The sequence below is a fragment of the Novosphingobium sp. FSW06-99 genome (assembly GCF_001519065.1).
In the GTDB taxonomy this organism is placed as follows: domain Bacteria; phylum Pseudomonadota; class Alphaproteobacteria; order Sphingomonadales; family Sphingomonadaceae; genus Novosphingobium.
Map to the genome: position 1 here is coordinate 14731 of NZ_KQ954267.1, position 12292 is coordinate 27022.

The 12292-nt window shown below is 65.1% G+C and carries 11 protein-coding genes; 7 read left to right on the top strand and 4 right to left on the bottom strand.

Translation table 11 applies throughout. The features are described from left to right. Positions 1 to 175 precede the first annotated feature (175 nt). The 5 genes from AQZ49_RS20300 to AQZ49_RS20320 all read left to right on the top strand — a co-directional run bounded on the left by AQZ49_RS20300 (position 176) and on the right by AQZ49_RS20320 (position 4346). Positions 176 to 1483, top strand: coding sequence for a M20/M25/M40 family metallo-hydrolase (locus AQZ49_RS20300; RefSeq protein ID WP_067620363.1), 1308 nt, complete (start codon positions 176 to 178; stop codon positions 1481 to 1483). A 98-nt stretch (positions 1484 to 1581) separates the two neighbouring features. Next, entirely contained in the window at positions 1582 to 1908 is a 327-nt protein-coding gene (locus tag AQZ49_RS20305) for a DUF6481 family protein (protein ID WP_067620366.1), read from the top strand. A 53-nt stretch (positions 1909 to 1961) separates the two neighbouring features. Then, positions 1962 to 2648 carry a spermidine synthase gene (locus AQZ49_RS20310; protein WP_067620369.1) on the top strand — a complete coding sequence of 229 codons (687 nt, stop codon included), beginning with the start codon at positions 1962 to 1964 and terminating at the stop codon, positions 2646 to 2648. Positions 2649 to 2724: 76 nt separating this feature from the next. Further along, positions 2725 to 3522 (top strand): class I SAM-dependent methyltransferase, encoded by a 798-nt coding sequence (locus AQZ49_RS20315; RefSeq protein WP_067620372.1) that lies wholly within the window; start codon positions 2725 to 2727, stop codon positions 3520 to 3522. A gap of 14 nt (positions 3523 to 3536) precedes the next feature. Then, positions 3537 to 4346 carry a ferredoxin--NADP reductase gene (locus tag AQZ49_RS20320; protein WP_067620376.1) on the top strand — a complete coding sequence of 270 codons (810 nt, stop codon included), beginning with the start codon at positions 3537 to 3539 and terminating at the stop codon, positions 4344 to 4346. A gap of 14 nt (positions 4347 to 4360) precedes the next feature. Here the strand turns inward: AQZ49_RS20320 and AQZ49_RS20325 are convergent, their stop codons facing one another. Both AQZ49_RS20325 and AQZ49_RS20330 read right to left on the bottom strand, forming a co-directional pair. Beyond that, entirely contained in the window at positions 4361 to 4744 is a 384-nt protein-coding gene (locus AQZ49_RS20325) for a nuclear transport factor 2 family protein (RefSeq protein ID WP_067620379.1), read from the bottom strand. A 222-nt stretch (positions 4745 to 4966) separates the two neighbouring features. Beyond that, positions 4967 to 5998 (bottom strand): YncE family protein, encoded by a 1032-nt coding sequence (locus tag AQZ49_RS20330; protein ID WP_067620382.1) that lies wholly within the window; start codon positions 5996 to 5998, stop codon positions 4967 to 4969. Positions 5999 to 6148: 150 nt separating this feature from the next. Here AQZ49_RS20330 and AQZ49_RS20335 point away from each other — a divergent pair, with 150 nt between their 5' ends. Continuing rightward, a complete protein-coding gene (locus AQZ49_RS20335; RefSeq protein WP_231739344.1) occupies positions 6149 to 7504 on the top strand; it encodes an MATE family efflux transporter in 1356 nt (451 codons plus the stop codon). Positions 7505 to 7550: 46 nt separating this feature from the next. Next, on the top strand, positions 7551 to 8765 hold the full coding sequence (locus AQZ49_RS20340; RefSeq protein ID WP_067620389.1) for an argininosuccinate synthase: 1215 nt from the start codon (positions 7551 to 7553) through the stop codon (positions 8763 to 8765). An 814-nt stretch (positions 8766 to 9579) separates the two neighbouring features. On the opposite strand, the gene parC is transcribed toward AQZ49_RS20340, so the two are convergent. Both parC and AQZ49_RS20350 read right to left on the bottom strand, forming a co-directional pair. Further along, positions 9580 to 11877 (bottom strand): DNA topoisomerase IV subunit A, encoded by a 2298-nt coding sequence (parC, locus tag AQZ49_RS20345; RefSeq protein WP_067620392.1) that lies wholly within the window; start codon positions 11875 to 11877, stop codon positions 9580 to 9582. Positions 11878 to 11957: 80 nt separating this feature from the next. Next, positions 11958 to 12290: a 2Fe-2S iron-sulfur cluster-binding protein gene (locus tag AQZ49_RS20350; protein ID WP_067620395.1), complete on the bottom strand. Its 333-nt coding sequence runs from the start codon at positions 12288 to 12290 to the stop codon at positions 11958 to 11960. Between the last annotated feature and the right edge of the window lie 2 nt (positions 12291 to 12292).

The following is a 12292-nucleotide window of genomic DNA, read 5'->3' on the forward strand; positions in this document are numbered from 1 at the left end:
AACATGCTCCGGCGTAACCAGGAGCATGCGATGTCTCCTGCCATGCGTGCCCGATCGGGCCGACCCATGGTTTGATCCCACTACACAGCCAATGCCGGGCCGTCCAACACCTTGTTGCGGTGCGGCATGGGGATCTGCCGCTTGCGTCGCAACCGGGGTTGCCTATCATGGACGGATGAACCGCACCTGCCTGTTGGCCCTTTCGCTGCTGGCGATCCCCGCACCCGCCCATGCGCGGCTGTCGCCGCCCGAACAGACCATCGCCGCCGTCGCCGATCGGGACATTCCCGCCGATATCGCGCTGCTGGAAAAGCTGGTTGCGCAAAACAGCGGCACCCGCAACGTCGAAGGCGTCAGGAAAGTGCGCGACATGGTCGCCCCCGAACTGGCCACGCTGGGTTTTGCGATCCGCTGGGTGCCGATGGATGCGGTGCATCGCGCCGGGCACCTGATCGCCACGCACACCGGGCGCCCGGGCACCACGCGCATGCTGCTGATCGGGCACCTCGACACGGTGTTCGAGCCGGAATCGCCGTTCCAGACCGCCACCCGCGAAGGCGACAAGCTGCACGGCCCCGGTGCGTCGGACGACAAGGGCGGGGTGGTGGTGATGATCGCCGCCCTGCGCGCGATGCAGGCCGCCGGAACGTTGAAGGACGCCAATGTCAGCGTGGTGCTGACCGGCGACGAGGAAGCGGCGGGCGAACCGGTGGAGATCGCGCGGGCCGATCTGGTCGAAGCGGCACGCCACGCCGATGTCGCGCTCGATTTCGAAAGCATGGTCGCGACCGGCGGGCAGGACTATGGATCGATCGCGCGGCGCTCGGCGGCCAGCTACACGATCACCGCGACGGGTGTATCGTCACATTCGGGGCAGATCTTTTCGCCCGAGGTGGGCGATGGCGCAGTGTTTGAACTGGCGCGGATCATCACCGCGTTTCGCGAACAGTTGCCCGAACCCGATCTGACCTTCAACATCGGGCTGATCGCGGGCGGCGCGACAGTCACGCTGTCGGCCGACGAGGCGCAGATGTCCGCCACCGGCAAGACCAATATCGTGCCCCCGCTGGCCATCGCGAATGGCGATTTCCGCGCGCTGACGCAGGGCCAGATCGACCGGGTAAAGGCCAGGATGACAGCGATCGTCGCGCGCCACCTGCCCCACACCGATGCGCAGATCGTGTTTCGCGAAGGCTATCCCCCGATGGCACCGACGCCGGGCAACCGCGCGCTGCTCGACCGGCTGAACGCTATCAACGCCGATCTTGGCCTGGCGCCGATGCCGGTGCTCGATCCGCTGAAACGCGGCGCGGGCGATATCAGCTTTGTCGCCAATCAGGTCGATGGACTGGTCGGCATGGGCCCCGCCAGCCGGGGCGAACACACCCCCGAAGAACGCGTCGATCTGTCCAGCTTTCCCCGCCAGATCAAGCGCGCGGCGATCCTGATGACACGGCTCTCCCGCGAAAAGGCGCGCGACTGACGATTTGGTCGCTTATCGACGATCTTCGTGCTAGGCGCCGCCCTGCGCCATCACCGGCCATACGGTGATCGATTGCAGAAGGGTATCAACGAACTAGCATGGCAGGATACAAGGAACCGGGTTTTCAGGATCGCGTCGCGGCGGCCGCCAAGGCGCGCGAGGCCGCGCTGGCCCGTCTGAAGGCAAAGCCGCCGATCGATCCCGAAGTGGTCGCGGCGCGCATCGAAAAGGAACGTGAACGCGAAGCGGCACTGGCCGAACGCGCTGCGCAACGCGCGGCAGAGCGCGCCGCGCGCGCCGAAGCGGCAGAGCAGGAAAAGGCCCGCAAACTGGCCGCGATCGTCGCCCCGCCGACCGAAGCCGAGAAAAAGGCCGCGCGTGACGCCCGCTATGCCGCACGCAAGGCGCGCAAGTCATCAAACTAGAAGCGGCACCCCCGCCCACCCCATCCGCCAGCACCGCGCCAGAACGCATCACGATCGACGGTCATGCCGAAATCGCCAGCGCGCGCGTGCCCGATGGGGCGCTGTTGCGGCTGGTCCAGCGGGGTGATGATTTCACCATCCTGCTCGACCGCACCGAACTGATGAGCACCCGCGCCAGCGCTTCGGAAGAGGCGCTGGCCACGCTGACCTATGAACGGCTGGTCGGGCGCGCCGCGCCCGATCTGCTGATCGGCGGTTATGGCATGGGCTATACCTTGCGCGCGGCGCTGGCCGTGCTGCCCGCCGATGCGCATGTCACGCTGGCCGAACTGGTGCCCGAAGTGATCGAGTGGGCACGCGGCCCGATGGGCAAGCTGACTGCCGGCTGCCTTGATGATCCGCGCGTGCTGCTGGTGGCCGACGATGTGGCGATGCTGATCGATGCGGCGCGTGATGGCTATGATGCGATCCTGCTCGATGTCGACAACGGGCCCGAAGGGATCACCCGGCGCATCAACGACCATCTCTATACCGATGACGGTGTGATGGCGGCCAAACTTGCGCTCAAACCCGGCGGCGTGCTGGCGGTGTGGTCGGCCTGGCCAGACCCCGACTTCACCACGCGGCTGGTCGAGGCGGGTTTCCACGTGACCGAAACGGTGGTGATGGAACAGGCCGATGGCGAGGGCGACAAGCATCTGATCTGGTTTGCCCAAAGGCCCTATCCCACCCGCACCTGATGGGGTCGGCACTAGGCGCCAGCCGCAGCACCGTGCTAGACGCGACGCGAACACCCTGATTGTGAAAGGATCTGCCATGCGCCTGTCTGGTCTTGCCTTGCTTGGCACGGTTGCCCTGTCGACCGCTGCTGTAGCAGCTCCCGCCGATCTGCCCGCAATCAGCGCAGCAGTCGCCGATGGACACCGCGCCAGCGCCGAGGTCCAGCGCGACAAATATCGTCACCCGGTTGAAACACTGGGATTTTTCGGGCTGCGCGGCGATCAGACGGTGGTCGAATACAACCCCGGCGGCGGCTGGTACACTGCAATCCTGGCCCCCATGCTGAGCGCCCATGGCCATTACATCGGGCTGGTCGTCCATGGCGAAAAGGCCGAGGCTTCGCTGGCCAAACTGATCGCATCGGGCGGCGATCGCTATCACGGGGCGACCGCGGCAACGCTCGATCTGGCCACCGCGACAGCCAGCGTGCCCGACAATTCGGTCGATGAAGTGCTGACATTTCGCAATGTGCACAATCTGATCATGGCCGGTGATGACAAGGCAAGCGGCGCGTTCAAGGCGTTTTATCGCATGCTCCGCCCCGGCGGCGTGCTCGGTGTGGTCGACCATCACTTGCCCGAAAGCTTTGACAGCGCGGCCGAACGCAAGAGCGGCTATCTGAAGCGTTCGACCGTGATCGCTCTGGCCGAAGCGGCGGGTTTCCGTCTGGCCGGGGAAAGCCCGGTCAACGCCAACCCCGCCGACACCCATGGCTGGCCCGAAGGGGTATGGACATTGCCGCCCACGCTGCAACTGGGCGACAAGGATCGCGACAAATATCTTGCCATCGGGGAAAGCGATCGCATGACACTGAAATTCATCAAACCGGACTAAGAAAGCACGTCTCCATGTTTACCAGCCAGCAAGTCCTGCGCGTCACCCACTGGACACCGGACCTGTTCAGCTTTGCGCTCGCCCGTCCCGACGGGTTCAAGTTCCATTCGGGCCAGTTCGTCATGCTCAACCTGCCCGAGCGTGACGGGTATCGGCCCAAACCGCGCGCCTATTCGATCACTTCGCCCGACTATGCCGAAGAGCTGGAATTCCTGTCGATCGTCGCGCCCGAGGGGCAGTTGACATCGCATTTGCAGCACATTCAGCCCGGCGACGACGTGCTGTTGGGCAGCAAGCCGACCGGCACGCTGGTGCACGCCGCGCTGACGCCGGGGCGCAACCTGTTCCTGTTCGGCACCGGCACGGGCATTGCGCCCTGGCTGAGCATTGCCCGCGACATCAACACTTATGGCGATGAAGAGCTTGGCATCGAACGCAAATTCGACCGCGTGTTCCTGTGCCACGGGGTGCGCCACGTGCGCGAACTGGTCTATCGCGACTATCTTGAACGCGGCATTTTCGAAGAGGAAATCCTGGGCGATTTCGTGCGCGACCGGTTCCACTATTACCCCTCGGTCACGCGCGAGCCATTCGTGCGCAACGGCCGCCTGACCGACCTGATCACCACCGGCCAGGTGTTCCGCGATCTGGGGTTCGACCGTGAACAGTTCGATCCGGAAGTCGACCGGGTGATGATCTGCGGCAATATCCCGGTCAACCACGCGCTGAAGGATATCTGCCTGGCGCAGGGCCTGATCGAAGGATCGACGCATCGGCCCGGCAGCTTTGTCGCCGAACGCGCCTTTGTCGAGGCCACAACCTGATTCAGGCCCCCTGATCAGGCCAGCGTCAGGTAGATTTCCCCCTCGATCACCCAGCGATCGCCGACCTGCCGCCATTTCGCCGAATAGAGGCCACTGGCCAGTAGCGCGCCGTCAGACGCGCGACTGCCCTGCCAGTGGCCCTGTTCCAGCGCGATCGGTTCGACTGGGGATAGCGTGATGCGGTCGGCGCTGCGCAGATAGACCGTGCGATCGGGCGCGGCGAATTCGCGCCGCCATGCCAGCAACTGCGCCTTGCGCCCGGCAATCACCGCGCTGTCGGTGCCGGTGATCAGCACCACGTCGGGTGCCAGCAACGGCCCGATCGCGGCGAGATCGGCCTGCGCCAGCGCGGTGTTGAAGGCGGCGCGGGCCAGCCGGATGGCCAGTTCCGCACTCATAACGGCGGGATATCGAACATGCCAAAGCCGCTGAGCCCCATCCACGCGATCATCACAGCCATGACGCCGATCGAAAGGATCAGCGACGCGAACACAATCGCAAACTGTTGTGGGCCCTTCAAAGCCGGTTCCGATCGCATAACCATGGACGCGTCGGCTTATGCGCAAAGGCCCCGCCATGCACAAGCAGGCGCGGCCTTGGCGGAACACCCCGACGGCGGGTCAGGGCTGCGGCGCCAGCACCAGCACGACAAAGCTGCCCGGAACCGGCTTGCCACGCCGTTGACCCGGTGCCGGTGCCTCGAATTTCGCGGCCGGCAGATAAATGCGCCCGTCACGCGGATCGAGGGCACCGGTGCGGGCGCCGACCTGGGTGGGAACGCGGCCCGTCACCCGGATCTGAGCGGGGTTGGCCGTGTCGATGGCCACCAGCGTACCCGACGCGCCGCAAGGGATGAACGCGGCGTGGCGTACGTCATCGGCCAACACCGCATCGGGCCCCTTGTCGATGGCCAGTGTCGCCACGACTTTGCCGCTGCGCGTGTCGGTGACGGGAGCCACGCCGTTGGCACAGGCGGAAATGACCCGCTGGCCGGCCGCCACAAGGGCCAGACCGGTCGGGCCTTCGCACCCGGGCAGCGCGATGGTGCGCAGCACTTTGCCAGCCACGGCATCGATTTCGGCAACCGCCCCGGCATCTTCCAGATTGACCCACACGTGGCCCTTGCCATCGGCATCCGCCGCTTCCAACCCACCTGCCAGCGTGAACTGGGCGACCACCTTGCGGGTGCGGGCGTCGATTTCGGTCACCGTGTTGCTGGCGGGGCTCATCACCACGACACGGCCCGAAACCGGCTCGAAAATCGCCGCGTCAGGCTTCTGCCCGGTGGCGATGGTGTCCTCGATGGCGCCGCTCGCCGCGTCGATAAATCGGGTCGTGCCGGAACGCCCGTCGGTTTCCACCACGGTGCGGCCGCCGTCGATGGCAAACGCGCTGTGCGCACCATTGGCCGGAGCCAGCGCATCGATCACTTTGTGCGAGGCAAGGTCAACCGCCATGATCGCGTTGGTGCGCGACACATAGAGCCGGTTGCCGGCGGTATCGAGCGAAGCATAGTCCCACCCCGCATCGGCACCCGCAATACGATCGACAACGGCATACGTGTGTACCGGCGCAGCGGTGTCGGCCAGCGCGACCGGGCAGGCTGCGACCACGGCCAGAACGGCGGTGGCGCAACGCAGAGATGTCAGCATGGAGGCTCTTTCTGTGAAGGATCGGCAATCGAACGTTGAAATCACGCAAGATCATATGACCGCAGGTATGTGACAATCGCGAGTATAGCGATCGCGCGGCGTTACCCAAGGGGCTTGCCTTGATGGCAACATGCCTTGATGGACAGGGACATGTCCAAGTCCCTCGCCGCTGCCGCCAGCCCGCTCACCCGCCGCGCGGTCATCGCCCAGGCCTGGCCGATCATGGTCGGGCAGGCGTCGGTGCCGCTGGTCGGCGTGGTCGATACCCTGGTGATCGGGCGCAGCGGCACGGCGTCGGCGCTGGCAGGCGTGGCGCTGGGCGCGGCGATCATCGATCTGGTGTTCTGGAGCTTCGGCTTTCTGCGCATGGGCATGTCGGGGCTGGTCGCGCAAGCGGCGGGCGCCGGGGATCGCGACGAAGTCGATGCGCTGTTGCTGCGCGGGATGGTGCTGGGGCTGGCGATCGGCGCGCTGTTGTGGGTGCTGACCGGGCCGATCATGGCGGCGGGCTTTTTCGCGCTGCCGCCCGGCGGCGCGGTGGCGGGGCCCGCGCGGGCGTTTGTCGCGGCGCGGTTCTATGGCGCTCCGGCGGCGCTCGGGGTGTTTGCGGTCAACGGCTGGCTGATCGGGCGGCGCCAGACGCGGCTGGCGCTGGTGCTGCAACTGATCATGAACGTTATCAACGTCGTGCTCGATGTCACGCTGGTGTGGCATTTCGGGCTGGGTGCGCGCGGCGTCGGGCTGGGCACGGCCATGGCCGAATGGGCCGCGCTGATCGTCGGCCTTGCGTTGGCGCTGGGGCCCGGCGGCGCGCAGCCGCTGGCGCTGATCCGGCGCGCGGGCTGGCACGTGCTGGTGGCGCGCGACAAACTGGCGCGGCTGGTGGCGGTCAACCGCGATGTGATGATCCGCACCGTCGCGCTGCTGATCCTGTTCACCTGGTTTGCCAATGCCGGGGCGCGGCTGGGCGCGGTGACGCTGGCGGCCAACCATGTGCTGATGCAATTTGTCGCGATTGCCGCGTTTGTGCTCGATGCCTTTGCGCTGACTGCCGAGGAACGCATCGGCCATGCCATTGGCGCGGGCGCGCGCGACCGGTTTGACCGGGCGCTGCGGCTGACCGGCGAATTTGCGCTGGGCGGCGGCGCGCTGCTGGCGGCGCTGTTCATCGCGGGCGGGGCCTGGGGCGTGGTGGCGATCACCACTGATCCGCATGTGCGCGCGACAGCGCTCGCCTATCTGCCGTTTGCCGCGGTGGTGCCGCTCGTCGGTGCGCCAAGCTGGCTGCTCGACGGGGTGTTCATCGGCGCCACCGATGGCCGCGCGTTGCGCAATGCGGCGGTCGTATCGACACTGGGCTATCTCGCCTGCGACTATGCGCTGCGTCCGCTGGGCGACACCGGTGTGTGGCTGGCGCTGCTGCTCAGCTATGGCTTTCGCGCGGGGACTTTGGCCTGGCGCCTGCCCGCATTGCGCGCTCGCCTTGCGTCGGCGGTCCACCCCTGATACCCGCGCGCCCTGAAATCCCTCGTTGCGCATAGCGGAGTCGTCCATGTCCGATATCAAGCGGGTCGTCCTTGCCTATTCCGGCGGGCTCGACACCTCTGTCATCCTCAAGTGGTTGCAGGTCACCTACAATTGCGAAGTGGTGACATTCACCGCCGATCTCGGCCAGGGCGAAGAGCTGGCACCTGCGCGCGCCAAGGCGGAACTGCTGGGGATCAAGCCCGAACACATCTATATCGACGACTTGCGCGAAGAATTCGTGCGCGATTTCGTGTTTCCGATGATGCGCGCCAATGCCCGTTATGAAGGCGATTACCTGCTCGGCACCTCGATCGCGCGGCCGCTGATTTCCAAGCGACTAATCGAGATCGCGCGCGAAACCGGCGCCGATGCGGTCGCCCACGGCGCCACCGGCAAGGGCAACGACCAGGTGCGGTTCGAACTGTCGGCCTATGCGCTCGATCCCGGCATCAAGGTGATCGCCCCCTGGCGCGAATGGGACCTGACCAGCCGCACCGCCCTCATCGCCTGGGCCGAGAAGCACCAGGTGCCGGTGCCCAAGGACAAGCGCGGCGAAAGCCCGTTTTCGACCGACGCCAACCTGCTGCACACCTCGTCCGAAGGCAAAGTGCTGGAAGACCCGTGGGCCGAAGTGCCCGACTATGTCTTTTCGCGCACGGTCAACCCCGAGGATGCGCCCGATCAGGCCGAATATATCACCATCGATTTCGCCCATGGCGACGGCGTGGCGATCAATGGCGAGCCGATGAGCCCGGCCACACTGCTGACCACGCTCAACGACTATGGCCGCAAGCACGGCATCGGGCGGCTCGATCTGGTGGAAAACCGCTTTGTCGGCATGAAGAGCCGGGGGATGTACGAAACGCCGGGCGGCACGATCTATGCGATCGCGCATCGCGGCATCGAATCGATCACGCTCGATCGCGGCGCAGCGCACCTCAAGGATGAGCTGATGCCCAAGTATGCCGAGCTGATCTACAACGGCTTCTGGTTTGCGCCCGAACGCGAAATGCTGCAGGCGGCGATCGACCACAGCCAGGCCAAAGTGAACGGCACGGTGCGGCTGAAGCTGTACAAGGGCCAGGCCTATGTGGTCGGCCGCAAGTCGCCCGACAGCCTGTATTCCGAACGCCACGTCACGTTTGAAGACGATGCCGGCGCCTATGACCAGAAGGACGCGGCCGGCTTCATCAAACTGAACGCGCTGCGCCTGCGCCTGCTCGCCCAACGCGACCGCTGAACCAAATCCTCCCCGGCACGGGGAGGATTTGCTGTCGTGGGAATTTCACACCACCGTCAAACACTTGCAAAGTTGTCCACTACCGAGATAACGGGCTGTGGATAACTTTGCAAAAATGGCCTTGAACGACTCGCCCATCGAGCGCAGTTTTTGTCCATCGAAGGGGCGAAATGACGCCGAGTAATCAGGCCAACTACCTGATTATAAAGCGAAAGATAAACCTTCGACCCGGTCATTCAACGCATGTTTGCAAACCAACCCGGCACGAGCGCTCGCGGCTGCTCGGGCATCAGGGAAGGCGCGCCTCTGCATCGAAAACCGGGAGGGTATCAACCGAATTGCAAAGGTCAGGGCTGCCTGCAGCATCTGTGCCGCGGGGGAGTGATTCCCGGCGAGTGGGATGATGCATCTTGATCGCGCCGTTCCGGGCGATGTCCGCCCCTTTACTCGCGTCGCGCGGGATTTCGTCTGGTCAGGCGTGCCTGAACAGGAGCGATGCCACGCGACAGTCCTGGCCCGGCACAACCGGGTCGGGGAAACGAGCAAAGGTTACATCTGTCGGCGCAGCGCCATGGCTCAACCTCTGTGCAAACAGACAAGACCCCGGCGAAACCCGGCGCCCGGTGTGGAAGGCCCGACCCTGCGGGGCGGATCGGCCAACCGGTTGCGCAACCCACCTGCCTTGCGCAGGCAGTTCGTTTCGGCGCGCTGAAACCGGCCGCAAGGCCGCGCCTGGGTGTCAACCGCAAGGGTGACGGACCGCAAAGATGGATGACAGTGGGGGTCGGCGGCAACGCCGACCCCCATTTTACGTTCACCCGAACTTGTTATCGCGCGGGAATCCGCTGGGCGGCAGGCGGCCTGCCGCGCCGCGCGCGACTTTCCATGGCAGCAGGTCCTTTTCGGTGCGCGTGCGGCCGCTGTCGCCGCCCATTGGCCAGGACATGCCGTCTTCGAGCCGCAGGGTTATCGCATCGGCCATGCCGCCGTCGCGATAGCGTTGCAGCGTGACGCCCTGCCCTTTGGCCAGCACCGGCACTTCGTTCAGCGCAAACACCACCAGCTTGCGGTTGTCGCCGATCACCGCGACATGATCGTGTTCGGGGGCGATTTCGCGCACGACGGTCAGTTTCACGCCGGGCTTGGTCGATACCACCGTGCGGCCTTTGCGCGTTTCGGCCAGCAATTCGTCCATCTCGGCGGCAAAGCCGCGCCCGGTGTTGGCCGCCAGCAGCAACTGGCCGCCTGCGCGGTGCGGCACCACCGCGATAATCTGCGCATCGGGATCGATATCGAGCATCGTGCGGATCGGTTCGCCAAACCCGCGCGCGCCCGGCAACTTGTCGGCGCCGATCGTGTAGAACCGGCCATTGTCGAGTGCGATCAACAGCTTGTCTGTGGTCTGCGCATGCAGGGCAAAGGCCGGGCCGTCGCCTTCCTTGAACTTGAAATCGCCATCGAGCGGCACGTGGCCCTTGGCAGCGCGAATCCAGCTGCGCTGCGACACGATCACCGTCACCGGCTCTTTCTCGATCATCGCATCCATGTTGAATTCGCGCGTCGGCGCGGCTTCGGCCAGGGTGGTGCGGCGGCGGCCGAGCGGCGTATCCGGGCCATAATCCTTGCGCAGCGCGACCAGATCGCGTTTCAGCCGGGTGCGCTGGCGCGCCGGGCTTTCCAGCAGCTTGTTCAGATCGTCCTGTTCGGCCAGCAACGCATCGCGTTCGCGCCGCAGTTCCATTTCCTCCAGCTTGCGCAACGAGCGCAGCCGCATGTTGAGGATCGCCTCGGCCTGGCGGTCGGTCAGCTCGAATTCGGCGATCATCACCGGCTTTGGCTCATCCTCGGTGCGGATGATCTCGATGATGCGGTCGAGATTGAGATAGGCGATGATATAGCCGCCCAGCAGTTCCAGCCGGTTGGCGATCTTGTCCAGCCGGTGCGTGGCGCGGCGCACCAGAATATCGATCTGCGCGATCACCCATTCCTGCAACAGCAGTTTCAGCCCCAGCACACCGGGGGTACGCCGCGCATCGAGCACGTTGAGATTGAGCGAAAAGCGCGATTCGAGCTCGGTCAGGCGATAGAGCGATTCTTTCAGCAAGTCGGGATCGACATTGCGGGACTTGGGCACCAGCACGATGCGGATCGCGGTGTCGGATTCATCGCGCACATCTTCGAGGATCGGCAGCTTCTTGTCCGCGATCAACGCGGCGATCTGTTCGATCAGCTTGCCCTTGGCCACCATGTAGGGGATTTCGGAAATGACCAGTTGCCATTGCCCGCCGCCCAGCCGTTCGATCCCGCTGTCTTCCCAGTTGCCCGCTTCGTCGCGCCCGGTGGAAAAGCGCCCGCGCACGCGGATCGCACCTTTTCCTGTTGCATAGGCCTGGCTGAGCGCGGCCGCGCTGTCGACCACCACGCCGCCGGTGGCGAAATCGGGGCCGTGGAACACCTCCATCAACTGGTGATGTTCGACATGCGGATTGTCGATCAGCATCAGCGTCGCATCGACGATTTCGGCGACATTGTGGCTGGGGATCGAGGTCGCCATGCCCACCGCAATGCCGGTGGAACCGTTGGCCAGCAGATTGGGGAACATGCCGGGGAAAATTTCCGGCTCTTCCTCTTCACCGTTGTACGTCGGGTGGAAATCGACCGTACCTTCTTCGAGCCCGGCCATCAGCCGTGCCGCCGTCGCGGTCAGTCGCGCCTCGGTATAGCGGTAGGCCGCCGCGTTATCGCCATCGATATTGCCGAAATTGCCCTGCCCCTCGACCAGCGGGTAACGCAGCGCGAAATCCTGCGCGAGCCGGACCATCGCGTCATAGACCGAGGCATCGCCGTGCGGGTGGTATTTGCCGATCACGTCGCCAACCACGCGCGCCGATTTCTTGAACGCGTCGGTAGGGTTCAGCTTCAACTGGCGCATCGCCCACAACAGGCGGCGATGCACCGGTTTCAGCCCGTCGCGCAGATCGGGCAGACTGCGCGCGGTGATTGTCGACAGCGCATAGACGAGATAGCGTTCCGACAGAGCCGCATCGAACGGCGCATCGACGATTGAATCGAAGGGATCGGGCTCATCCCGGGTCGGGGTATCATTGGCCATGGTGGCTGGACCCTATCACCCGCCCCGGCGATGACAACCGGCGCAACCGCGTAGAACGCGGCTTATCCTGCAAAAAAAGATCATCGTCCCTGCATGTCGCGCGCTTCTTCGGGGACACGCACTTCCAGACCGTCGAGTGCCTCGCTCAGCACGATCTGGCACGACAGGCGGCTGGTGCGGGTGACCCCGGCGGCCAGGTCGAGCATGTCTTCTTCATCGTCGCTTGCCGCAGCCAGGCGATCAAACCACTCGGCGGTCACGATCACATGGCAGGTGGAACAGGCCATCTGGCCCTCGCAGGTGCCTTCCAGCGGCAAGCCTGCCGCCTGCCCCACTTCGAGCAGACTCCGGCCGGGCTGCCCCTCGGCCTCGACCTTGCGGCCGTCAGATGTAACGAAGCTGACTTTGACCATCC